Source organism: Pseudomonas sp. MF5691, from assembly GCF_016405645.1.
In the GTDB taxonomy this organism is placed as follows: domain Bacteria; phylum Pseudomonadota; class Gammaproteobacteria; order Pseudomonadales; family Pseudomonadaceae; genus Aquipseudomonas; species Aquipseudomonas shahriarae.
In genome coordinates this window covers 86,802-110,938 of the sequence record NZ_JAEKDC010000009.1, presented here as the reverse complement: position 1 = coordinate 110,938, position 24,137 = coordinate 86,802, and the positions used below count along the sequence as shown (strand labels likewise).

Annotated in this window: 19 protein-coding genes and 4 tRNA genes; 21 read left to right on the top strand and 2 right to left on the bottom strand. The window is 60.6% G+C overall.

Features of this window, described 5'->3' with window-relative positions:
• The first annotated feature begins 35 nt into the window (after nt 1-35).
• The 12 genes from JFT44_RS15125 (at nt 36) to JFT44_RS15070 (ending at nt 8,528) form a co-directional block, all read left to right on the top strand.
• A tRNA-Ala gene (locus JFT44_RS15125) sits at nt 36-111 on the top strand.
• A gap of 77 nt (nt 112-188) precedes the next feature.
• Nucleotides 189-264: transfer RNA gene (locus tag JFT44_RS15120), tRNA-Glu, on the top strand.
• 50 nt (nt 265-314) lie between these two features.
• Nucleotides 315-390, top strand: a tRNA-Ala gene (locus tag JFT44_RS15115).
• Between the two features lie 78 nt (nt 391-468).
• A tRNA-Glu gene (locus JFT44_RS15110) sits at nt 469-544 on the top strand.
• A gap of 181 nt (nt 545-725) precedes the next feature.
• Nucleotides 726-1,265 (top strand): TetR/AcrR family transcriptional regulator, encoded by a 540-nt coding sequence (locus JFT44_RS15105; RefSeq protein ID WP_057438596.1) that lies wholly within the window; start codon nt 726-728, stop codon nt 1,263-1,265.
• 30 nt (nt 1,266-1,295) lie between these two features.
• A complete protein-coding gene (locus JFT44_RS15100) occupies nt 1,296-2,129 on the top strand; it encodes an alpha/beta hydrolase (RefSeq protein WP_115128640.1) in 834 nt (277 codons plus the stop codon).
• A gap of 55 nt (nt 2,130-2,184) precedes the next feature.
• Nucleotides 2,185-2,616: a thioesterase family protein gene (locus tag JFT44_RS15095; RefSeq protein ID WP_057438598.1), complete on the top strand. Its 432-nt coding sequence runs from the start codon at nt 2,185-2,187 to the stop codon at nt 2,614-2,616.
• A gap of 67 nt (nt 2,617-2,683) precedes the next feature.
• Nucleotides 2,684-3,643: a tRNA-dihydrouridine synthase gene (locus JFT44_RS15090; RefSeq protein WP_057438599.1), complete on the top strand. Its 960-nt coding sequence runs from the start codon at nt 2,684-2,686 to the stop codon at nt 3,641-3,643.
• 118 nt (nt 3,644-3,761) lie between these two features.
• Nucleotides 3,762-4,211: an Hsp20 family protein gene (locus JFT44_RS15085; protein WP_057438600.1), complete on the top strand. Its 450-nt coding sequence runs from the start codon at nt 3,762-3,764 to the stop codon at nt 4,209-4,211.
• Between the two features lie 571 nt (nt 4,212-4,782).
• A complete protein-coding gene (locus tag JFT44_RS15080) occupies nt 4,783-5,994 on the top strand; it encodes a hypothetical protein (RefSeq protein WP_198830863.1) in 1,212 nt (403 codons plus the stop codon).
• Nucleotides 5,995-6,256: 262 nt separating this feature from the next.
• Nucleotides 6,257-7,039, top strand: a complete 783-nt coding sequence (locus tag JFT44_RS15075; RefSeq protein ID WP_239688437.1) for a hypothetical protein — start codon at nt 6,257-6,259, stop codon at nt 7,037-7,039.
• 169 nt (nt 7,040-7,208) lie between these two features.
• Nucleotides 7,209-8,528: a hypothetical protein gene (locus JFT44_RS15070; RefSeq protein ID WP_198830862.1), complete on the top strand. Its 1,320-nt coding sequence runs from the start codon at nt 7,209-7,211 to the stop codon at nt 8,526-8,528.
• A 41-nt stretch (nt 8,529-8,569) separates the two neighbouring features.
• On the opposite strand, the gene JFT44_RS15065 is transcribed toward JFT44_RS15070, so the two are convergent.
• Entirely contained in the window at nt 8,570-11,848 is a 3,279-nt protein-coding gene (locus JFT44_RS15065) for an EAL domain-containing protein (RefSeq protein ID WP_057960181.1), read from the bottom strand.
• Nucleotides 11,849-11,911: 63 nt separating this feature from the next.
• On the bottom strand, nt 11,912-12,802 hold the full coding sequence (locus JFT44_RS15060) for a LysR family transcriptional regulator (protein ID WP_057438603.1): 891 nt from the start codon (nt 12,800-12,802) through the stop codon (nt 11,912-11,914).
• Nucleotides 12,803-12,948: 146 nt separating this feature from the next.
• Here JFT44_RS15060 and leuC point away from each other — a divergent pair, with 146 nt between their 5' ends.
• From leuC to JFT44_RS15015, 9 genes are all read left to right on the top strand, one after another.
• Complete coding sequence (gene leuC / locus JFT44_RS15055; protein WP_057438604.1) at nt 12,949-14,367, top strand: 3-isopropylmalate dehydratase large subunit; 1,419 nt, start codon at nt 12,949-12,951, stop codon at nt 14,365-14,367.
• 10 nt (nt 14,368-14,377) lie between these two features.
• On the top strand, nt 14,378-15,022 hold the full coding sequence (leuD, locus tag JFT44_RS15050; protein WP_057438605.1) for a 3-isopropylmalate dehydratase small subunit: 645 nt from the start codon (nt 14,378-14,380) through the stop codon (nt 15,020-15,022).
• Nucleotides 15,023-15,167: 145 nt separating this feature from the next.
• Nucleotides 15,168-15,932, top strand: coding sequence for a class I SAM-dependent methyltransferase (locus JFT44_RS15045; RefSeq protein WP_057960179.1), 765 nt, complete (start codon nt 15,168-15,170; stop codon nt 15,930-15,932).
• Nucleotides 15,933-15,985: 53 nt separating this feature from the next.
• Nucleotides 15,986-17,068, top strand: a complete 1,083-nt coding sequence (leuB, locus tag JFT44_RS15040; RefSeq protein WP_057438607.1) for a 3-isopropylmalate dehydrogenase — start codon at nt 15,986-15,988, stop codon at nt 17,066-17,068.
• A gap of 64 nt (nt 17,069-17,132) precedes the next feature.
• Nucleotides 17,133-18,245 carry an aspartate-semialdehyde dehydrogenase gene (asd, locus tag JFT44_RS15035; protein WP_057444111.1) on the top strand — a complete coding sequence of 371 codons (1,113 nt, stop codon included), beginning with the start codon at nt 17,133-17,135 and terminating at the stop codon, nt 18,243-18,245.
• Between the two features lie 235 nt (nt 18,246-18,480).
• Entirely contained in the window at nt 18,481-19,491 is a 1,011-nt protein-coding gene (locus JFT44_RS15030; RefSeq protein ID WP_057960178.1) for an aspartate-semialdehyde dehydrogenase, read from the top strand.
• A 162-nt stretch (nt 19,492-19,653) separates the two neighbouring features.
• On the top strand, nt 19,654-22,200 hold the full coding sequence (locus JFT44_RS15025; protein ID WP_198830861.1) for a FimV family protein: 2,547 nt from the start codon (nt 19,654-19,656) through the stop codon (nt 22,198-22,200).
• A 238-nt stretch (nt 22,201-22,438) separates the two neighbouring features.
• Entirely contained in the window at nt 22,439-23,263 is an 825-nt protein-coding gene (truA, locus tag JFT44_RS15020; protein WP_057438609.1) for a tRNA pseudouridine(38-40) synthase TruA, read from the top strand.
• 64 nt (nt 23,264-23,327) lie between these two features.
• Complete coding sequence (locus JFT44_RS15015) at nt 23,328-23,960, top strand: phosphoribosylanthranilate isomerase (RefSeq protein ID WP_057438610.1); 633 nt, start codon at nt 23,328-23,330, stop codon at nt 23,958-23,960.
• The last annotated feature ends 177 nt before the right edge of the window (nt 23,961-24,137 follow it).

Genomic DNA, 24,137 nt, shown 5'->3' with positions numbered 1-24,137 from the left:
AGCGCCATTAAGATTCGCCCCGTCCTCACCGATGAGGGGCTATAGCTCAGCTGGGAGAGCGCTTGCATGGCATGCAAGAGGTCAACGGTTCGATCCCGTTTAGCTCCACCAATTTACAGGTTCAAGGTCTGGCCACACCGTCCTTGAATTGATCAGGCCCAGCTTGATCAGGTTGTACAGAAGGTTTTGTCCCCTTCGTCTAGTGGCCTAGGACACCGCCCTTTCACGGCGGTAACAGGGGTTCGAGTCCCCTAGGGGACGCCAGTTTCAACAAGCAGCTCGCAAGGTCTGCTGCGCCGCGAGGCGAAAAATCCGGGGCTATAGCTCAGCTGGGAGAGCGCTTGCATGGCATGCAAGAGGTCAACGGTTCGATCCCGTTTAGCTCCACCAATTTACAGGTTCAAGGTCTGGCCACACCGTCCTTGAACTGATCAGTCTCAGCCTGATCATGTTGTATAGAAGGTTTGTGTCCCCTTCGTCTAGTGGCCTAGGACACCGCCCTTTCACGGCGGTAACAGGGGTTCGAGTCCCCTAGGGGACGCCACGATTACCCGCTCTGCGGGATTTATAAGGGTCATTCGATTATTGAATGGCCCTTTTGTTTGTCTGGCGTTTGGGTTTTCTCCCTCCCTCTACAAAAATCTCTTCTGACCAGCGGTCGAATTCAGCGCTTGCTAAAAAGTATTATGAAGATAATATTTTAACCGTAATATTCGGAGGCCGTCATGAGCGATAAAAAAGCGCAAACCCGTGAACGTATTCTGCAAGCCGCCAGCTCCGCGCTGATTCAGCGTGGCCCGGCCGAACCGAGTGTGGGTGAGGTCATGGGGGCCGCGGGCCTGACCGTTGGCGGCTTCTACGCCCACTTTGAAAGCAAGGACGCCTTGATGCTGGAGGCGTTCGAGCAACTGCTGGCGCGGCGCCGGGCGTCTATCGAAGATATGGACCCCAGCCTGACAGGCGAAGAGCGCCGCGCCCTGGTGGCGGCGTTCTACCTGTCGCGCAAGCACCGTGATTCTACCGCCCAGGCCTGCCCGATCCCGGCCACGGTGGGCGAGATGAGCCGCTTGCCGGATGAGTTTCGCGATGTGCTGAGCCAGCACGTCGAGCTGATGGCTGCGCAACTGGCTGCCAGCCCGGAAGACACCGACAAAGCCCTGGCCGACATGGCCTTGATGATTGGCGGCCTGGCATTGGCCCGGGCCCTGGGGCCGGGCGAATTGTCGGATCGTGTATTGCGCGCCTCCAAGTCGGCAGTGCGCTGAACAAGGCTTGTGAGCCTGGGGAGTGAAGGGATGAGCACCTTGAACTGGATTCGCCGTGTCAACGGCACCGTGGGCAGGCTGGCGCCGCAAACCATCGCCAACCAGATGCGTCGCGCCTTCATGACGCCTCGGGATCTGCCGCCCCGTGCGTGGGAATTGCCGCTGCTGGCGCAGGCCGAGCGCATCACCTTGCGTTTTGGCCTGTCGGCGCTGCGTTGGGGTCAGGGCCCGGCGGTGCTGATGATGCACGGCTGGGAAGGGCGCCCAACCCAGTTCGCCAGCTTGATCGACGCATTGGTGGGCGCCGGTTATTCGGTGATTGCCCTCGACGGCCCGGCCCATGGTCGCTCGCCAGGCCGTGAGGCCCACGTGGTGCTGTTTGCCCGGGCGATGCTGGAAGCGGCCGCTGAGTTACCGCCGCTGCACGCGGTGGTCGGTCACTCCATGGGTGGCGCCAGTGCGATGCTGGCCATCCAATTGGGCCTGCGCACCAATGCGTTGGTGAGCATTGCGGCCCCTTCCCGTTTGCTCGATGTATTGCGCGGCTTTGCCTCGGTGGTCGGCATGCCGGAGCGGGCGCGTGCAGCGTTTATCCAGGAGGTCGAGTACGCCCTGGGCATCCCGCTCAAACACCTGGATGTGGCCCACTATCAAATGAATATCCCAGGGCTGATCGTGCATGCCGAAGACGACACCTTCGTCCCGGTCAAGGCCTCACAGATGATCCACGAGGCCTGGTTCGACAGCCGCCTGTTGCGCCTGGAGCAAGGCGGGCATCAGAAGGTCCTGGCCGACCCGCGAGTGGTCGAAGGCGTGCTGGCGCTGCTGGCCGGCTGCCGTGAACCGGCGCGGCAAACCGCTTGAGCCAAGCGATGGGTTACACTGCTGCCCGCCGACATTAATCGACCGGGAGCTGGGCATGGGCTGGGACTTGGCAAAGCCGTTTATCATTGATCTGCAGGTGGCCGCTGAGGACATCGACGGCCTGGGGCATGCCAATAATGCCGTTTACGTCTCCTGGTTGGAGCGTTGCGCCTGGCGCCACTCCCAGCGTCTGGGCCTGGATCTTGCCGAGTACCGGCGCCTGGATCGGGCCATGGCGGTGGTGCGCCATGAAATCGACTATCTGGCAGCCGGCTACGAAGGCGATGAGTTGCAACTGGCGACCTGGATCGTCGATTGGGACCAGCGCCTGAAGATGACCCGGCGCTTCCAACTGATGCGCCCCAGTGATGGCGCCACCTTGTTGCGTGCGCAAACCACCTTTGTCTGTATCGAACTCTCCAGCGGCAAGCCCAAGCGCATGCCGGCGGAGTTTATCGAAGGCTATGGCGTGGCGATCCACATCTGACAAGGGGGTTAACGGTTGCTGTGGGAAACCCAGTAAACTGCGCCACGTTTTTCGTTGAGTGTTTTCCATGCAAATTGCCTTGGCGCCCATGGAGGGGTTGGTCGACAACATCCTGCGGGACGTGCTGACCCAGGTGGGCGGTATTGATTGGTGCGTGACCGAATTTATCCGGGTCAACGACCGCCTGCTGACCCCAGCCTATTTCCACAAGCTTGCTCCTGAACTGCTGCACGGTGCCAAAACCGCTGCGGGCGTGCCTTTGCGTGTGCAGTTGCTGGGCTCTGATCCCGTGTGCCTGGCGGAAAACGCCGCGCTGGCCTGTGAGTTGGGGTCTGAGGTGATCGACCTGAACTTTGGCTGCCCGGCCAAGACGGTCAACAAGTCCCGCGGCGGCGCGGTGCTGCTCAAGGAACCGGAACTGCTCAACCAGATCGTCGAGCACGTACGTCGTGCGGTGCCGGCGCATATCCCGGTGACCGCCAAGATGCGCCTGGGCTTCGACAGTCCGGACGGTGCGCTGGTGTGTGCCACTGCTCTGGCGGAAGGTGGTGCGGCACATATCGTGGTGCATGCGCGGACCAAGGCCGATGGCTACAAGCCGCCAGCCCATTGGGAGTGGATCCCGCGTGTGCAGGACGTGGTCAAGGTGCCGGTGTTCGCCAACGGTGATATCTGGAGTGTCGAAGACTGGCGACGCTGCCGCGAGATCAGCGGTGTCGAGGACATCATGCTCGGTCGCGGCCTGGTGGCGCGTCCCGACCTGGCCCGGCAAATCGCCGCCGCACGTGCCGGTGAAGACGTGGTGGAGATGAGTTGGGAGGAGATGCAGCCCATGCTTCGGGAGTTCTGGACGCAGTCTGTAGCGCAACTGACTGAGCGCCAGGCACCAGGTCGTCTGAAGCAGTGGCTGGCGATGCTGACGCGCAACTACCCGCAAGCTGTAGAGCTGTTTACCGCGCTGCGCCGGGAAACCGACCTTCAGCAGGTCAGCCGTTTGCTCGGAATGCCTCACCCCCAAGGGGTCTGAAAATTTTCTTACGGCCTCTCTTGAAATGTACTTGGCGGTCCTTATCTAGGGATTACACGATGCCGAATTCGGGTCGTGGAGATAAAGAACCTTGCTGATTATTTCAGGAGATTTGACCATGAGTACCGCATTTTCCCTGGCACCGCTGTTCCGCTCTTCCGTGGGTTTCGACCGTTTCAACGACCTGTTCGAAACCGCGCTGCGCAACGAGCCGGGCAGCAGCTACCCACCCTATAACGTCGAGAAACACGCTGAAGACCAATACCGCATCGTGATCGCGGCGGCCGGTTTCCAGGAAGACGATTTGGAGTTGCAGGTAGAGAAAGGCGTCTTGACCGTCAGTGGTGGCAAGCGTGACACCAAGGCCGAGAACGTCACCTATCTACATCAAGGCATTGCCCAGCGCGCCTTCAAGTTGTCGTTCCGCTTGGCGGACCATATTGAGATCAAGGCCGCAGACCTGAGCAATGGATTGTTGAGCATTGACCTGCTGCGAGTAGTGCCGGAAGAGGCAAAGGCCAAGCGCATCCCGATCAATGGGGGGCAGAAGCCGGCCCTGCAACACTGAGTCTATATTTTTAAGTTTTTCATCTCTTCAAGAAAGGGCGCCTCTGGCGCCCTTTTTTTGTTTAAGGCGCTAAGGGCGGGAGTAAGTGATTTAACCAGTAGCGCTACGGTTGTTGTTTAGTTGAAAAGTGTCGATTGGTTTTTTGTACTAGTGAGTGTGTGTAACTTGTTTTTAGTTTTGCCCAAGTTTGGAAGGTGTAAAGCGGATTGTGTTTTTTGGTTTTACTGTGCGTGACCACTGTATTTTTCGCGCGGGAAATATCACGGGCCGTCCTGTGAAAGATTGAGGAATCATGACGTTTTTTTTCATCGAGGCAGTTTATTAACGGGTATGACGTTGTTTTCCCCAGGAAAAGCGCTGGGAAGCTGATTTTCTGCAGAAGTCCATAGGTAAAAGTCTGAAGTTCTCTATTAGTGTCCTTATGTTTTCAGGGATTTCTGGAACCCGAACGCTTTTTGCTCCACGAAATCATGGACTTTGATTCGGTTGCTACCGTTTCAAGTCATCAGTAAATCGTGTTCGTTATGGGTATTTGAATGCCCTGGTGCTTTTCTGAAAAGAGGGATGACTAATGTCTTATCTATCTGTTAATAATCCTCCGAGCGTTAATGTCGGTAATCATCAGCTTGATCGGGCCGCGCCGGTAGCTGCTCAGGTTGGAAGTGTTGACGCAAGTAAGCCGCTGGGGGCTAAGCCGAGTGTTTTGCCAGATTATAACCGTACCGTTGCGAATGGGCGGGAAAGTACAGTCGTCAGTACCGACGCACTTTCAAAACTGCTTGATATGTTTGAACTTCTCTTTAAGGCGATGCGAGATGTGCTGTCTGGCAAAAAACACTCTCCTGACGTTTTGCCGACAATGGACAAGCCGACTGAAGTGAAATCCCAGCCTGGGGATAACCCGGCCCTCCCAGGCAAGGAATTGAAAGCACCGGTTGACGCGGGTAAGCCGGTAATTTCAGGCAAAGACTTAAAAAACCAGCTCGATAGGGACAAACCGGCCGAGAAGAAGCCGCAAGCCGAGAGCCAGCCGGCGGTTCCGGGCAAGGACACCAAAGTGCCGCTCGAGACGGACAAACCGGTCGAGAAGAAGCCGCAAGCCGAGAGCCAGCCGGCGGTTCCGGGCAAGGACACCAAAGTGCCGCTCGAGACGGACAAACCGGCCGAGAAGAAGCCGCAAGCCGAAAGCCAGCCGCAAGCCGAAAGCCAGCCGGCTGTTCCGGGCAAGGACGCCAAAGTGCTGGTCGAGGCGGACAAGCAGGCCGAGAGCAAGCCCTTAATCCCGGGCAAGCAACCCGCAGTGTCGCCGGATATCAAGGTCTTGCCCCGGGTTCCAGATACAGACTCCAAAGTGTCCTCCGACTCAGTGGTGCGGGTGAACGTTAATATCAACAACTGCCATTGCCCGGCGGACGCTCATTCGGCGATTGACGTTCGTACGAAGCCTGGTTCGGTACCTGCGTCGCTGGTACCCGTGATCACGACGAATGTGACACCCGAGTTGGAGCCCCAGCGGCCCGTGCCCATGATCAGCAGTCGCGTGAAACCCGGCGTGGTCCCCCAACCGGCGCCGCCAGTGGTCGATAGTCGCGTGAAGTCTGGCCCGGAACCCAGGGTGGTAGTACCCCAGACCGACGCCCGTGTAGAACCTGATGCCTTGCCACTGCCAACCCCAGCAGTACAGCCGGACAAGCCGCTGCCAGGGACTGACCTCACCTCCCCGGGCCCAGACTGCGGTCCAGATGAAATGGGTTGGGCTACGGCCTTCTCTCGTCGGCCCTAGTACCTCTTCAGAGCCTGTAAACCTTTAAATTCAACCAGTTGCTTCTCCGGTCAGTGACCGGCCGGAGGGGCACTTAGTGGGGGGCAGAATCATGTCCGTGTTAAACGTTAACAGCGCTGTACACCTCATGTGTGATTGTTCGGGACGGCAGGGGGAGGCGTTTCATGGCGCCACCCAGAGGCCCTCGATACAGCGTTTGGGGGGCAGCACGGCTTCCCGTCAGCACTCGGTAAATAACCACTTCAAGCGGGCGACGGGTGAGGTGAAGAAGCCTGCGGTGGACTTGCAGGCCATTATTTCGATGTTCAGCGCTTTCTTGAGCCAGCTTTCAGCATTGCTGTCAGGCCGTAACGAACAAGACACCGTCAAGGTTGTTCCCGAGCCGGTCAGACCGGAGGTTAAGCCAACACCGGTAGTGCCAGAACCGGAGACGGCACCTACACCTCTTCCTGACCTATCGAGTAAGCGCAATGGGGCCAAGTGTGACGATATCTGGGGCGGTTTCCGCCAAGGGCCCGATGGCAATTGCGTGACTGTTTCGGCGATCAAGGCAGCCATGCATAAGTTTGGGCAAAGCCCTACCGATGTTTATAAACGCGTTCGTAAAACCGCCCAGGGCTATGAGGTCACGATGCGCGATGGCTATTACTTGACCGTGAGCCACCAGGAGTTGAAGCAGGCGGCTGCAGGGGCACGGTTTTTTGGACGAGACAAAGGCGCACTCAAGGATGCTGAGTTCATGTTTGCTTGCAGTGTCAAGCGTGCGCATTTGGATAATAACGATGGCAGGGCTGCGAGAAGTTTTAGCGCGGCGATACGCAGTCTCAATAATGGCGAAGATGAAAATGGTCCCGGTGAAGGTTTTCAGCGGCTGGGCTTAATACATTATATGAAACGTGTCCCTGTAAGCACCCTGGCCCGGGGGCAGGTAGGGATGGTCAATCGGGCCATGCATTCGGTTGCAGTGATTGATGGTCGGGAGGAGTTGTGGGGCCGAAAAGGCAGGGCGCCAACGTACGGGGATGCAGTGGCTTTAATCGGTTGAGTAAAGTTGTAGAGGGTCTGTTGAGTAAGCTTTAAAAATAAGAGTCGCTGTAGTTATCCTGCACAGGTTTTTGTTGTTCATTTTTCTGGCTTTTCAATGTCTGGCATTTGTTATTTTTTAACAATGTGTTTTTGTCGTGTCTCTAATATTGTTGTGGGTAGGGGGTGTCATGAATGTAAGTATGTTTAATCCGTTAATTTCTGATGGTTATAAGGCGGCTCTTGAGCCGGCCAATGGTTTTTCCTCAGGGGAGTTGTCGATAAAACGTGGCAAGAAACCCGATGATATCTTGAATGCTTTTACCGCCACCCCGCGTGGTTTTGGTGAGTGCTTTGATAGCAGCACCCATGCGGCGGTTATTAAAATGATGATGATGACATTTGGTCAAAACCCACGGGATATGTTTGAGGAAGTGAAAGTCGCGGGGGATGGTTATGACATCACGATGAAAGATGAGTTTAAGGTGCATATTTCCAAAGAGGAACTAAAACTGACGGCGAAGGCATCGCGATTTGCTGGCAATGACAGTTCGGCCATTGCCGATGCCAATGTTGTGCTGGCGGCGTTTGCCAAGCGTAAACAACAAACCGGGGAATATGGCAGTTTCGAGCAGGCCTTACGCAAGAGCCTTGAAGGCGAAACCACGCAGAACTGCCTGCGGGGCATGGGAATGATTGGTTTTGCCCAGTTTGTGCCCACTACTGATATGGCCGCCAGCGGCGCGTTGGGTGTAGTGGAGACACATAATTTTGGCTCGGCCTTTGTCATGGATAGCACCCAGCATAACTACGGACACAAGCAAAGAGTTGATCGAAGTTACGGGTATATGTTGTTCAATGACACGCAGGCGCCGGAGGCATCGCCCGCAAGTCTCGAGACAGGTGCGCTGAAGTTATCCCGTGCGCCCGTGGGTGTCCCCCCCGCTGATATCTGGAGTGGCTTTTATCAAGGGGTAGAAGGCAACTGTGTCACCGTATCAGCGATCAAGGCGGCGATGATGAGGTTTGGGCAACGCCCGCAAGACATCTTTAAAAAGGTCACGGTCACCGCTGAAGGCTATGAAGTGGTCATGAGAGATTCTTATAAGTTGACCCTGACCCATGATGAGCTGAGAAAGGCCCAGGCAGCCTCCAACTTGAAGGGCACCAATCCGTCATTGCTGGCCGATGCCAATTTCTTGTACGCCGCGAGTGCCAAACGGGCGCAGTGGGAGAACAACGACGGCCGTGCTCGTCAGAGTTTTGAGATGGCCATGGAAACCCTGAACGACGGTGAGTATCCGGGAGCGGCGCTGCGCAGGCTTGGGCTGTCGGCCTATGTCCGTGAAAGCACGGTAAAAGAACTGATAAATGGGGCGATTGGCACCCTGGCCAACTCCCACCACTCGGTGGTGGTCATTGGCGGGATGCTGGATATGTATGGGCAAAAGTGCAATTTGGTCCAATCGCAATGGCAGGACTACTTCCTGCGTGCGTTGAAGTTGGTGTAAGGCAGGTGCAGGGCTGAGGGTATTTGGCGCTCTCCCTGCGCTTACCTCAATAGCAGCGTAAATGCCTCCAGGGGCAATGGCCGGCTGTGCAAATAGCCTTGATACAAATGGCAGCCCAGGCCTTGCAGGAACGCCAGTTGCTCAGGGGTTTCCACACCTTCGGCAATCACCTCCAGGTTCAGGCTGCGCGCCATGGCCACGATCGCGCGGATGATCTCGGCGTCGTTGGGGTCGTGGGTGGCGTCGCGCACAAATGACTGATCGATTTTCAACGCATCGACCGGCAGGCGCTTGAGGTAGGTCAAGGATGAATAACCGGTGCCGAAATCGTCCATGGCAAAGCTGACCCCGAGCTTTTTCAGGCGGCGCATTTTGCTGATGGTGTCGTCCAGATTCTGAATCACAATGCCTTCGGTGATTTCCAGTTTCAGCAAGCTGAACGGCAAGTGATGCTGCGTCAGGCTGCGCTCCACCCGTTCGACAAAGTCGTTCTGGCGAAACTGCCGGGGGCTGATATTCACGCACAGGCTGAAGCCTTCCGGCTCCACCAGGCCTTCGGCGATCAGGCGGGCAAACGCGGCGCAGGCTTCGTCGAGGATCCAGGTGCCGACCTCAAGGATCAGTCCGCTGTCTTCCAGGACCTTGATGAACTCTGTGGGTGACTGTGCCCCCAGTTGCGGATGCTGCCAGCGCACCAGGGCCTCGGCGCCGACAATGCGATTGTCCCGGGCATCCACCTGGGGCTGGTAATGCACGCTGAACTCGCCCCGTGATAACGCCAGGCGCAGATCCGTCTCCATGCGCAGGCGCTCGCTGGCAGTGCGTTGCATGCTGTTATGGAACATCTGCGTGGTGTTGCGCCCCGAGTCCTTGGCCCGATACAGGGCGATATCCGCGCGCTTGAGCAGGTCCGCCGGCGTCGAGCCGTGATCGGGGATCAGCGCCACGCCGATACTGGGGGTGACCTGCAAGCGCTGGCCATCGAGAAACATTGGCTCGGACAGCAACTCGCGCAGGGTGTTGGACAGCAATTGCACCTGTTTACTGACCTCAGTTCGCGAACCCTCCAGGCCGCTGAGCAGCACCACGAACTCATCGCCGCCCAGGCGCGCCACCGTGTCCTCCATGCGCACGCTGGCTTCCAGGCGTGCGGTGACGATTTTCAGCACGGTGTCGCCCACCGGGTGGCCGAGGGAATCGTTGATGTGCTTGAAGTGATCCAGGTCCAGAAACAGCAGCGCGCCCCGCAGGTTGTGGCGTTTGAGCAAGGCGATCTGCTGGCTCAGGCGGTCCATCAGCAGGGCGCGGTTGGGCAGGTTGGTCAGGGGGTCGTGATAAGCCAGGTGACGGATCTGCGCCTGCGCACTTTTCAGCAGGCTCACATCCCGTGCGGTCAGCAGCAGGCACGGCGTTTCATTGAGGGTAATCGGCTCGACCGACACCTCCACCGCCAGCAACTCGCCGCGTTTGTTGTGCCAGAGCATGTCCATGTGATGGATGCGGCCTTTGACCTGTAATTCGGCCAATAGCGTGGTGCGCTGGTTTTCGTCGGCCCAGATACCGATCTGGTAGAGGGTCAGGCCGATCGCTTCCTCGGCGCGGTAGCCGGTCAGGCGGCAGAAACCGTCATTGACCTCCACGTAGCGCCCAGTGTCGCGCTCGGTAATGGACACGGCGTCGGGGCTGGAATGGAAGGCCTTGGCGAACTTTTCTTCGCTGGCCTTGAGCGCCGCTTCCGAGCGCTGTTGCTGGGTGATATCGCGCAGGGTGGTGACCACGCAGCGCTGGTGGCCGACCTTGATCAACCGGCTGGAAATCATGCAGGTCAGGCGCTGGCCATTTTTGTGATGGACGATGATGGCCACATTGTTCAGCGCCTGTTCGCGAATCACTTGCTCGATGCGCTGCAGGCGTTGGGTCGGCTCATCCCACAAGCCGATCTGCTCGGCGGTGTGGTTGATGACTTCGGCGGCGCTCCAGCCAAAGGTCTGGGTAAAACTGGGGTTGATCTCAACGAATTCGCCGCTGGCCAGAGTGGTCACGCAAATCGGGTCGGGGCTGGCGAGGAACAGGCTGGCGAACTTTTCTTCGGAGGCGCTCAGGCGCTGTTCACGTTCGACCTGGTCGGTGATATCCAGCAAGGTGCCCGCCATGCGCAGCGGCGCGCCCTGGGCGTCGCGATACAGGCGGGCGCGGCTTTCCAGGTAGCGCGAGCTGCCGTCTCCCAGTTGCACGCGGTAGGTCAACTGGTAGTTGCCGGCCGGCCCTTCACGCAGGGTGCGATAGGCATCGCGCATGCTGGCGCGCTCTTCATCGGGCATGCCTTCAAAAAAAGCATCGAAGGACTCATGGAACGGGTGCGGATCCAGGCCGTGCAACTGTGCGGCCCGCGCCGAGCCATAAAGCATGCCGCTGGGGATATGCCAGTCCCAGGTGCCCAGTTGGGCCGAGTCCAGGGCCAGGTCCAGGCGCTCCTGACTGTCCTTGAGAGCCTGCTCGGCGTTCTTGCGCTCGGTGGTGTCGAGGAAGGTGCTGATGAGGTAGGCCTGGCCGTCGAGTTCGACCTTTTGCGCACTGAGGGTGCCGTCATGGATTTGCCCATTGCTGGCGCGAAATTGCACCTCCATGGTGATCGGTTCGCCTTTGCGCTGGGTCGCCCTGACCAACAGGGCCCGTTGCTCGGGGTGGACCCACAGCCCCAGGTCGAGGGTGGTGCGACCAATGGCATCGTTGACCGGCCAGCCGAACAGGCTTTCGAAATACTGGTTGGCCTCGCTGATCAGGCCGTCTTCCTGGCGGGTCAGCAGGACCATGTTCGGGCACAGGTGGAACAGCGTGGCGAAGCGTTTTTCCGAGTGGCCCAGGGCATGTTCGCGCTCGCGCTGCTGGGTGGTTTCACGGATCACCCCGATCATCCGGCGGCGCCCCGAAGCATCCGGCTGCAGGCTGCCGTTGATTTCCAGCCAGTGCAGGCTGCCGTCCGGCCACTGGATGCGGTGATGCATGGCTTGTTCGAAGGGCGCGCCAGCCAGGACCGCGTGAAACGCGCGGATCACGCGGCCGCGGTCTTCGGCGGCCAGCAAGTCGAGGTAGTCCAGGTCCTTGGGCAACGGCTGCCGGGGGTCGAAACCGAATAGCGCCTGGGTGCCGCGCGACCAACTGATCCGTCCGCAGTCGATATCCCAGCTCCAGGCACCGAGCCGTGCGGCATTGAGCGCCGCCAACAGCTGCGGGGCATTTTCCCAGCTTTGTTCCGCCTGCTGGGGGTCCAGGGCGTGGATGCGGGGCAGCGGCGGCACGGGATCGACGGGGTTGGGCATTATCAAGGGGCCTTGGCTCGATGGGCATTCGGCGCGGGAACAGGGTCTACAGGCCGCACGGCCTCATGCCGGCGTCGCGGCCGGATCAACCTGTGCATCCAATAGGCTCATGAAAGCCCGCGCAGCGTTCGACAGCGTCCTTTCGGTGTGCACGATATAGCCTAGCTGGCGACTGAGCTGTATGCCCGGTAAAGCGATACTGGCCACTTGATCATCAAGCATGGTGCGCGGCAAGACACTCCAGGCCAGGCCGATGGAGACCATCATCTTGATGGTTTCCAGGTAGTTAGTGCTCATGGCGATGTTCGGCGTCAGGCCCTGGGCCTCGAACAAGCGGTGCACGATATGGTGGGTAAAGGTGTTGCCGCCGGGGAATACCGCCGGGTGTCGGGCAATGTCGGTCAGGCTGATGGTGCCGTTACTGGCCAGGCTGTGTTCGGGCGCCACCACGAAATCCAGGGGGTCGTCCCACACCGGGGTGGCCCGCACCAGGCTGTGGGGCTCCGGGGCCAGGGTGATGACCGCCACTTCGGCGCGGCCGTGGAGGATTTCCTCGTAGGCCACTTCCGAGTCCAGGAACTGAATATCCAGGGCCACATTCGGGTATTCCCGGGTAAAGGTGCGCAATACCGGGGGCAGGCGATGCAGCCCGATGTGATGGCTGGTCGCCAGAGTCAGGCGTCCGCTGACTTCGCCGGTCAGGTTGGTCAGGGCGCGGCGAGTGTCGTCCAGCACATTGAGGATCTGATAGGCACGGGGCAGCAGGGCGCGTCCGGCCTCTGTCAGGCCGACCTCACGGCCCAGCCGATCGAACAAGCGCACCTTCAATTGCTGCTCAAGGCCGGCAATGCGCTTGCTGATCGCCGGTTGCGTCAGGTGCAGGCGCTCTCCGGCCCCGGAGAAGCTGCCGGTTTCGGCGATGGCAATAAAGGCATTGAGGTTGGCCAGGTCCATAGTGGTATTCCAGTCGGTTATCCAAAGCATAAAAAATATGAATTTGAGTTATTTAATGTAACGCCATAGCATCAGCCTCACAAGCCAAAGGGTTATTGAATCGTTCAACGCCCAGGGCATAGAAAGACGCTGATGAGGACCGACTGATGGCCGGCAAAACGCTTTACGACAAACTCTGGGATTCCCATGAAGTGAAACGGCGCGATGATGGGTCGTCGCTGATCTACATCGACCGTCACATCATCCACGAAGTGACCTCGCCCCAAGCGTTCGAAGGCCTGCGACTGGCCGGGCGCAAGCCTTGGCGCGTCGACTCGATCATCGCCACCCCGGACCACAACGTGCCAACCACCCCGGAGCGCAAGGGCGGCATCGAAGCCATTGCCGACCAGGTCTCGCGTTTGCAGGTCCAGACTCTCGACGACTATTGCGACGAGTACGGCATCACCGAATTCAAGATGAACGACGTGCGCCAGGGCATCGTCCACGTGATCGGCCCGGAGCAGGGCGCGACCTTGCCGGGCATGACTGTGGTCTGCGGCGACTCCCACACCTCGACCCACGGTGCATTCGGCGCCCTGGCCCACGGCATTGGCACCTCCGAGGTAGAACACGTGTTCGCCACCCAGTGCCTGGTCGCCAAAAAAATGAAGAACATGCTGGTGCGCGTCGAAGGCAAGTTGCCGTTCGGTGTGACCGCCAAGGACATCGTGCTGGCCGTGATCGGCAAGATCGGTACCGCTGGCGGTAATGGGCATGCCATCGAGTTTGCCGGCAGCGCGATTCGCGACCTGTCCATCGAAGGCCGCATGACCATCTGCAACATGTCCATCGAAGCCGGTGCCCGGGTGGGCATGGTCGCGGCGGATGAAAAAACCGTGGAATACGTCAAAGGCCGACCTTTCGCACCGGCTGGCGCCGAGTGGGAGGCTGCCGTCGAGGCCTGGAAAGACCTGGTGTCCGACGCCGACGCGGTGTTCGATACCGTGGTCGAGCTCGACGCGGCCCAGATCAAGCCACAGGTCAGCTGGGGCACCTCGCCGGAAATGGTCCTGGCCGTTGATCAGAACGTGCCGGACCCGGCCCAGGAAGCCGATCTGGTCAAGCGCGGCTCCATCGAGCGCGCCTTGAAGTACATGGGCTTGAAAGCCAACCAGGCGATCACCGACATCCAGTTGGACCGCGTGTTTATCGGTTCCTGCACCAACTCGCGGATCGAAGACTTGCGCGCCGCGGCGGTGATCGCCAAGGGCCGCAAAGTGGCCTCGACCATCAAGCAAGCCATTGTGGTGCCAGGTTCGGGCCTGGTGAAGGCCCAGGCTGAGGCCGAAGGGCTGGACAAGATCTTCCTCGAAGCCGGTTTTGAATGGCGTGAGCCGGGCTGCTCGATGTGCCTGGCGATGAACCCGGACCGTTTGGAGTCGGGGGAGCATTGCGCGTCCACCTCCAACCGTAACTTCGAAGGGCGTCAGGGCGCCGGTGGCCGTACCCACCTGGTCAGCCCGGCCATGGCCGCCGCCGCTGCCGTCAACGGTCGTTTCATCGACGTTCGCGAATTGATCTGAGGAATACCCGATGAGAGCTTTTACCCAACACACCGGTCTTGTCGCGCCGTTGGACCGTGCCAACGTGGACACCGACCAGATCATCCCCAAGCAGTTCTTGAAGTCGATCAAGCGCACCGGTTTCGGCCCGAACCTGTTCGATGAGTGGCGCTACCTGGACGTGGGCTACGCCTACCAGGACAACTCCAAGCGCCCGTTGAACAAGGATTTTGTGCTCAACGCCGAGCGCTATCAGGGCGCCAGCGTGTTGTTGGCCCGGGAAAACTTCGGTTGCGGCTCCAGCCGTGAACACGCGCCGTGGGCCCTGGAAGAATATGGCTTTCGCAGCATTATCGCGCCGAGCTACGCCGACATCTTCTTCAACAACAGCTTCAAGAACGGCTTGCTGCCGATCATCTTGAGCGATGCCGAAGTGGACGAGTTGTTCCAGCAAGTGGAAGCCAATGTCGGCTACCAGTTGACCGTCGACCTCGCCGCACAGACCGTGACCCGTCCGGATGGCAAGGTGTACCACTTTGAAGTGGATGCCTTCCGCAAACACTGCCTGATCAATGGCCTGGACGATATCGGCCTGACCTTGCAGGACGGCGAGGCGATTGCCGCGTTTGAAGCCAAGCACCGGGCCAGCCAGCCTTGGTTGTTTCGTGATGCGTAATTCTATGTAGGCTGGACTGGCCCCTTCGCGAGCAAGCCCGCTCTCGCATTCGACCGAGTTCCTTCAGTTGAAATGCGCTCAAATGTGGGGGCGGGCTTGCTCGCGAAAGGCCTGTATTAACACCACAAAAGCCAGGAACATCACCATGACCAGCACCGCCCACACCCAAGTCGTGCAAAAACAATTCGGCGAACAGGCCTCGGCCTACCTGAGCAGTGCCGTGCACGCCCAGGGCACCGAGTTCGCACTGCTGCAGGCCGAACTGGCCGGGCAGGGCGCGGCACGCCTGCTGGACCTGGGCTGTGGCGCCGGTCACGTGAGTTTCCATGTAGCACCGCTGGTCAAGGAAGTGGTGGCCTACGACCTGTCCCAGCAGATGCTCGACGTGGTCGCCGCGGCGGCAGTGGAGCGCGGCCTGGACAACATCCGCACCCTGCACGGCGCCGCCGAGCGCCTGCCATTCGCCGATGGCGAGTTCGACTTCGTGTTCAGCCGCTACTCGGCCCATCACTGGAGCGACCTCGGCCTGGCCCTGCGCGAAGTGCGCCGGGTGCTCAAGCCGGGCGGCGTGGCGGCGTTTGTCGATGTCTTGTCACCGGGCAGCCCGCTGTTGGACACTTACCTGCAAACCGTCGAAGTGCTGCGCGACACCAGCCATGTGCGCGATTATTGCGCCGGCGAGTGGATGCGCCAGCTCAACGAAGCCGGCCTGCATGTGCGCAACAGCAGTCGCCAGCGCCTGCGCCTGGAATACACCTCGTGGGTCGAACGCATGCGCACCCCGCCCGTATTGCGCGCAGCAATCCTGGCGTTGCAGCAGGCGATGGGCCAGGAAGTGCGCGATTACTATGAAATTCAAGCCGACGGCACCTTCAGCACCGACGTGCTGGTGGTGTTCGCTGAGCGCTGATTAATTTTTCCCGACCTGCCCACGGGCGGGTCGCTTGATGAAATGAGGAACTCATGAGCAAGCAGATTCTGATTCTCCCTGGCGACGGTATTGGCCCGGAAATCATGGCCGAAGCGGTCAAGGTCCTGGAATTGGCCAACAGCAAGTACAGCCTGGGCTTTGAATTGAGCCACGACGTGATCGGCGGCGCCGCCATCGACAAGCACGGCGTGCCCCTGGCCGATGAAACCCTCGACCGCGCCCGTGCTGCCGACGCCGTGCTACTCGGCGCCGTGGGCGGGCCGAAATGGGACAAGATCGAACGCGACATCCGCCCAGAACGCGGCCTGCTGAAGATCCGTGCGCAACTGGGCCTGTTCGGTAACCTGCGCCCGGCGATCCTCTATCCGCAACTGGCCGACGCGTCGAGCCTCAAGCCGGAAGTGGTGGCGGGCCTGGATATCCTGATCGTGCGTGAGCTGACCGGTGGCATCTACTTCGGCTCGCCACGGGGCGTGCGTGAGCTGGAGAATGGCGAGCGCCAGGCCTACGACACCCTGCCGTACAGCGAGAGCGAAATCCGCCGCATCGCCCGTGTCGGTTTCGACATGGCCCGTGTGCGTGGCAAGAAGGTCTGCTCGGTGGACAAGGCCAACGTCCTGGCGTCCAGCCAACTGTGGCGCGAAATCGTCGAAGAAGTGGCCAAGGATTACCCGGACGTCGAGCTGAGCCACATGTATGTGGATAACGCCGCCATGCAACTGGTGCGTGCGCCCAAGCAGTTCGACGTGATCGTCACCGACAACCTGTTTGGCGACATCCTGTCTGACCAGGCTTCGATGCTCACCGGTTCCATCGGCATGCTGCCGTCGGCGTCCCTGGACACCAACAACAAGGGCATGTACGAGCCGTGCCACGGTTCGGCGCCGGACATCGCGGGCCAGGGCATTGCCAACCCGTTGGCGACCATTTTGTCGGTGTCGATGATGTTGCGCTACAGCTTCAACCTGAGCGCAGCGGCGGATGCCATCGAGCAGGCGGTGAGCCTGGTGCTGGACCAGGGCCTGCGTACCGGCGACATCTGGTCACAGGGTTGCACCAAGGTCGGGACGCAGGAAATGGGCGACGCAGTAGTCGCCGCGCTGCGGAATCTGTAATCTCTCTGGCCCGCTTGCAGTTGTTGCTGCAAGGCGGCCCACTTTTTAACAAGGTGTAGTTGCGATGAAACGTGTAGGTCTGATCGGTTGGCGCGGTATGGTCGGTTCCGTGCTCATGCAGCGGATGCTGGAAGAGCAGGATTTCGATCTTATTGAGCCGGTGTTTTTCACCACTTCGAATGTCGGTGGCCAAGGGCCGTCCGTGGGCAAGGATATCGCCCCGCTCAAGGACGCCTACAACATTGAAGAGCTGAAGACCCTCGACGTCATTCTGACCTGCCAGGGTGGCGACTACACCAGTGAAGTCTTCCCCAAGCTGCGCGAAGCCGGCTGGCAGGGCTACTGGATCGACGCCGCGTCCAGCCTGCGTATGCAGGACGACGCGGTGATCATCCTCGACCCGGTCAACCGCAAGGTCATCGACCAGCAGCTCGACGCCGGCACCAAGAACTATGTCGGCGGCAACTGCACCGTCAGCCTGATGCTGATGGGCCTGGGTGGCCTGTTCGAAGCCGGGCTGGTGGAGTGGATGAGCGCCATGACCTATCAGGCGGCCTCCGGTGCCGGCGCGCAGAACATGCGTGAGCTGATCAAGCAGATGGGCGCGACCCACGCGGCCGTCGCCGATCAACTGGCTGACCCGGCCAGCGCGATCCTCGATATCGACCGCCGTGTGGCCGAGGCCATGCGCAGCGACGCCTACCCGACCGAGAACTTCGGCGTGCCCTTGGCCGGCAGCCTGATCCCGTGGATCGACAAGGAACTGCCGAACGGCCAGAGCCGCGAAGAGTGGAAGGCCCAGGCCGAGACCAACAAGATCCTCGGGCGCTTCAAGAACCCGATCCCGGTGGACGGTATCTGTGTGCGGATCGGCGCCATGCGCTGCCACAGCCAGGCGCTGACCATCAAGCTCAACAAAGATGTGCCGATCGCCGACATCGAAGGGCTGATCAGCCAGCACAACCCATGGGTCAAGCTGGTGCCGAACAGCCGCGAAATCAGCATGCAGGAGCTGAGCCCGACCAAGGTCACAGGCACCCTGAATGTACCGGTGGGCCGTCTGCGCAAGCTGAACATGGGCACCCAGTACCTGGGCGCCTTCACTGTAGGTGACCAGCTGCTGTGGGGCGCGGCCGAGCCGCTGCGCCGGATGTTGCGGATCCTGCTGGAGCGTTGATCGCTTTGTGGTGTTGAAGAAACCCGCGTTCTGGTGACAGGCGCGGGTTTTTTATGCCTGATCGTTCCCACGCTCCGCGTGGGAATGCCTCCCCTGACGCTCCGCGTCACAGCCTCAGGAATGGACGCGGAGCGTCCACGGCAGCGTTCCCACGCAGAGCATGGGAACGATCATTGCCTCACTCCCCACCACCCGGTAAAGTGCCGCTCCCCCCGCAATGCCCGAGGCAGCCTCCATGACCCAGACCTTTGATATCGCCGTGATCGGCGCCACCGGTACGGTTGGCGAAACCCTGGTGCAGATCCTCGAAGAACTGGATTTTCCGGTAGGCACCTTGCACCTGCTGGCCAGTAGCGAGTCGGCCGGCGCGTCGGTGCCGTTTCGCGGCAAAAATGTGCGGGTGCGGGAAGTCGATGAATTTGATTTCAGCAAGGTGCAACTGGCTTTCTTCGCCGCAGGCCCGGCGGTCACCTTGAGTTTCGCCCCCCGCGCCACTGCGGCGGGTTGCTCGTTGATCGACCTGTCCGGCGCCTTGCCGGCCGAACAGGCGCCCCAGGTGGTGCCGGAAGCCAATGCCCAGATGCTGGACGGTTTGAAAAAACCATTCCAGCTCGGTAGCCCAAGCCCTTGCGCCACCCATCTGGCAGTGGTCCTCGCGCCGCTGCGGGGGCTGTTGGATATCCAGCGCGTCAGCGTCACCGCTAACCTGGCGGTGTCCGCCCAGGGCCGTGAAGCCGTCAGCGAACTGGCCCGGCAAACCGCCGAGCTGCTGAATGTACGGCCCCTGGAACCCAAATTCTTTGACCGGCAGATGGCTTTCAACCTGTTGGCCCAGGTCGGCACGCCGGATGCGCAGGGCCACACTGCCCTGGAAAAGCGCCTGGTCCACGAACTGCGCGCCCTGCTTGAACTACCGTTACTGAAAATTTCCGCGACCTGCGTTCAAGCTCCGGTGTTTTTTGGCGATAGCCTGAGCGTGTCCCTGCAACTGGCGGGCGCTGTGGACCTGGGCGCAGTGAATCGCGCGTTGGAAGCGGCGCCGGGCATCGAACTGGTGGAAGAGGGCGATTACCCTACAGCCGTTGGGGATGCGGTCGGTCAGGACGTGGTCTACGTGGGGCGGGTGCGTGCCGGCATCGACGACCCGGCGGAACTAAACTTGTGGCTGACGTCAGATAACGTACGCAAAGGCGCGGCGCTTAACGCCGTGCAACTGGCACAGTTGTTGATAAAACACCTTGTGTAAAAGATACTTGGCGGCAATTTGTAGATTGATTCTAGCCAAGCGCTATGCTTGGCCCCATGCAGGAAAAGTTGCGCGTCGGTGAACTATCGGCTCGCCATGCCGAATGGCAGCGGTACCCAACCTTCTCGCCGGCCGAGGAGTGTTCAAACAAAGGATGAGGCTATGGTTCAAGTTCGCAAACTGGTGTTAGCAATAGCGGCCGCCTCGGCGCTGTCCTCCGGTATGGCGCAAGCGCTGCAACTTGGGGAGATGACCCTCAAGTCGAAGTTGAACCAGCCTCTGTCGGTGGAGATCGAGCTGCTCGACGTGGGCGGGCTGACAGCCTCCGATATCGTGCCCAGCCTCGCGTCTTCCCAGGCCTTTGTGGATGCGGGGGTCGATCGCCAGGCGTTCCTCGATGAGCTGACCTTTACCCCGGTGCTCAACCCCAGCGGTCGCAGTGTGGTTCGTGTCACCTCGAGCAAGCCATTGCCTGATTCCTATGTACGCTTCCTGTTGCAGGTGCAATGGCCGAATGGTCGGTTGATGCGTGACTACAGCGTCTTGCTGGACCCGGCCAAGTTCGAGCAAAAAGCCCCTGAGGCCAGCGCCCCGGCACCCCGTCTTGCCCCGCCTGCTGCTGCCAGTGTGACCAAGGCGGCGGAATACACCACGACTTCTCGCGACACCCTGTGGGAAATCGCCGCAAAAAATCGCAATGGCGGCTCGATCCAGCAGACCATGCTGGCGATCCAGGCGTTGAACCCGGGAGCCTTTGTCGACGGCAACATCAACCGTATGAAGACCGGCCAGGTATTGCGCATGCCGGACCCGGTACAAAGCACCAGTCTGCCGCAGCCCGAGGCGATCGCCGAAGTGACCGCGCAGAATGCGGCCTGGCGCCAGGGGCGCCGTGGCGCTAACAATCAGGCAGCGGGGCGCCAGCAACTGGATGCGACCAAACGTACCCAGGCCGGCGCAGCGCCGTCGCAGACGGCAGCGAAGGACAACCTGAGCCTGGTCTCGGCCGAAGCCGCCAAGGCGGGCGTCAAGGGCGCGGCGGGTGATAGCAAGGCTTTGAACAACAAGCTGGCGGTGACCCAGGAAAGCCTGGATTCGACCCGCCGCGAAAATGAAGAACTGAAAAGCCGCATGACTGACCTGCAAAGTCAGTTGGACAAGCTGCAGCGGCTGATTGAGTTGAAAAACAACCAACTGGCCAAGTTGCAGGCTGAAGGCGGCGCCCCGGCGCAGCCGGCTGTAATCCCTGCCGAACTGGCTGCGGCGCCGACCGCGCCTGCTGCCCCTGCTCCGGCTGCCGAAGCGCCGGTGGTCGCGCCAGTGGAAACCCCGGCTGAGCCCGCGCCAGTGGCCAGCACCGAAGGCAAGTTCAATGACCTGCTGACCAACCCTATCGTCCTCGGGGTGATCGGTGGTGCCGCCGGCCTCCTGGTGTTGTTGCTCCTGCTGCTATGGGCGCGCCATCGCAATGCGCGCCTGGAAGAGGAAAAACACCTGCGCATGGCGCGGGCGCTGGCCGAAGAGCCGGAATTTTCCTCGAATATTGAGCAGGACCTGTCTCTGGACAGTTTCGAGGGCCTTGAAGTCCCGGCGGCAAGCGTCAAGCTGGCTCCAGCTCCAGCTCCAGCTCCGGTTGCCGTGGCGCCGGTGCCTGCCCCGGCGACCAGCATGGCGCCGCCAAGCAAACTGATCATCGAACCCGGTTCCTCCGATGCCCTGGCCCAGGCCCAGTCCCATCTGGACCGTGGTCACTTGAACCAGGCGGCGGCCGTGCTGGAAGAGGCGATCAAGCTGGAGCCCGCGCGCAGTGACCTGCGCCTCAAGCTCCTGGAAGTCTACGGCCAGCAGGGCGACAAGGACGGTTTCGTGACCCAGGAGCGCCAGTTGGTCGCCAATGGCGAGAACCACGCCCAGGTCGAGCTGTTGAAAAATCGCTACCCGGCCATGGCCGTGCTCGCGGCGGGCGTCAGTGCTGCGGTCGCCGCCGCCGCGCTTGATGCGCAGTACGTCAAGGATCTGCTCCAGGAAGAACCGGCGCCTGCTCCCGCGCCTGAAACCGATGCTTTCGACAATGATTTCGACCTGAGCCTGGATGACCTGGAAGCCGCGTCGCCGGCAGTGGTCGCGCCGGAGCCCGAGGTCGATGACCTGAGCTTTGAGTCGGTGCTGCAGCAGCAAACCGAGGCCAAGGCCAGCCCGGACGATCTGTCCGACTTTGACCTCGACTTGCAGCTGGATGCGCCAGCCTCCCAGTCCGACGATGACTTCCTCTCGGGCCTGGAAGAAGAGATGAAGGACCTGCCGCCGGTCGAGCCGCCCACCCTGACGCCAGCTGCGCTGGATGACTTTGACCTGCCGGAAGACTTCGACCTGTCCCTGGCCGACGAGCCTGCATCATCGAGCAAGCCGGACGCATTCGCCTCGGAGCTTGACGACGTCAACGCCGAGCTGGAACGTCTGTCGCAGAGCCTGGAAAGCCCGTCGATCGAACCGAGCTTCACCGCTGAAGATGCGGCAAAGGGCGACGATGAGCCGGAATTCGACTTCCTGTCGGGTACCGACGAAGTTGCCACCAAACTCGACCTGGCCCAGGCTTACATCGACATGGGCGATGAGGGCGGTGCGCGTGACATCCTGGCCGAAGTCCTCACTGAGGGTGACGACGGCCAGCGTAGCGAAGCCAAGGAAATGCTCAGCCGCCTGGTGTGATTACCGGCAATTAACGCAGCGGCGGCCTTCGGGTCGCCGTTTTGCATTTAAATGGGGGAGTCGGGCTTGCCCGCGATAGAGGCGACTCGGTCCCTCAGTAAAAACGAGGCGCGGCTATCGCAGGCAAGCCAGCGCCCACAAAATGCCCCAGGCCCAGGCCTGGCACTTTATAATGGCCGCCTTTGCGCAACTATCAGGCTCTCAGCTCTTGGCAAATATAGATAACGCGGCCGCCGAAATGGCGGCCGCCGGCTTTTTCAGAATCGCCCTGGGCGTGGAATACAAAGGCTCGCGCTATCGCGGCTGGCAGCGCCAGGCCTCTGGCGTGCCGACCGTGCAGGAAACCCTGGAGAAGGCCCTGTCGAAGGTCGCCGACTCGCCGGTTTCATTGATGTGCGCCGGGCGCACCGACGCGGGCGTACATGCCTGCGGGCAAGTGGTGCATTTTGACACCCAGGCCGAGCGTTCGATGAAGGCGTGGGTCATGGGCGCCAATATCAATCTGCCCCACGATGTCAGTGTCAGCTGGGCCAAGGTTATGCCGGCGCACTTCCATGCGCGGTTCAAGGCGATTGCCCGGCGTTACCGCTATGTGATCTACAACGATCAGATCCGTCCGGCGCACTTGAACGAAGAAATCACCTGGAACCACCGTCCGCTGGACGCCGAGCGCATGGCTGAAGCGGCCCAGCATCTGGTGGGGATCCACGATTTCAGCGCCTTTCGCGCCGGCCAGTGCCAGGCCAAGTCGCCGATCAAGGAAGTCCACCACCTGCGGGTGACCCGTCACGGCAAGATGATTGTCCTGGATATCCGCGCCGGGGCGTTCCTGCACCATATGGTGCGCAATATCGCCGGGGTGCTGATGACCATCGGCACCGGCGAGCGCCCGGTGGAGTGGGCCAGGGAGGTGCTGGAGAGCCGGGTGCGGCGTACCGGCGGGGTTACGGCGCACCCGTTCGGCCTGTACCTGGTGGAGGTGGAGTACCGCGACGAGTTCGAGTTGCCGCAGCGTTTCATCGGGCCACACTTCCTCACTGGTTTCACTGAACTTGGCGGCTGACGCCCGGAAAAGCATTTGTTACCATCCGGGACTTTCCTGGACAGCCCCCTGAGGTTCCGACGATATGTCAGGCGTTCGCAGCAAGATTTGCGGGATTACCCGCATGGAAGACGCGCTGGCGGCAGTCGAGGCGGGGGCTGACGCCATTGGCTTTGTGTTTTATGCCAAGAGCCCGCGGGCGGTAACGGTGCAACAGGCCCGGGCGATCATTGCCGGCTTGCCGCCGTTCGTGACCACTGTGGGGCTGTTCGTCAACGCCAGCGCCTGCGAGCTCAATGAAACCCTGGATGCGGTGCCCCTGGACCTGTTGCAGTTCCATGGCGACGAAACCCCGGAGGAGTGCGCCGGCTACCATCGCCCGTATATCAAGGCGCTGCGGGTCAAGGCCGGGGACGATATCGCCGCCAGTTGTGCCGCCTACGCCGGGGCCAGCGGGATTTTGCTCGATGCCTATGTCGAGGGCATTCCTGGCGGTACCGGCGAGGCCTTCGATTGGTCGCTGATCCCCCAGGGCTTGAGCAAGCCGATCATCCTGGCGGGTGGCTTGTGCGCTGACAATGTGGCGCAGGCCATTGCCCAGGTTCGCCCGTATGCCGTCGACGTCAGTGGCGGGGTGGAGCAGGCTAAGGGCATCAAGGACTCTGGCAAGATTCACGCATTCATGCAGGCAGTGCGCAGCAGCAGTGGCGCGATGTGACGGCTGGCAGTCTGCCGCCGTCAGTAACTACCACTGTGTAAAACAGGCCGGCGTTGCCCTCGGGCGGCGCCAATGAAGTGGCAACCACGCACTGGCGGGTTGTCTGGAAGGCTGAGGGCAGGTGCAGGAAATGGCTGGTCGAACGTCTGACCCCGTCCTGCAGTTGTTATCGCCACA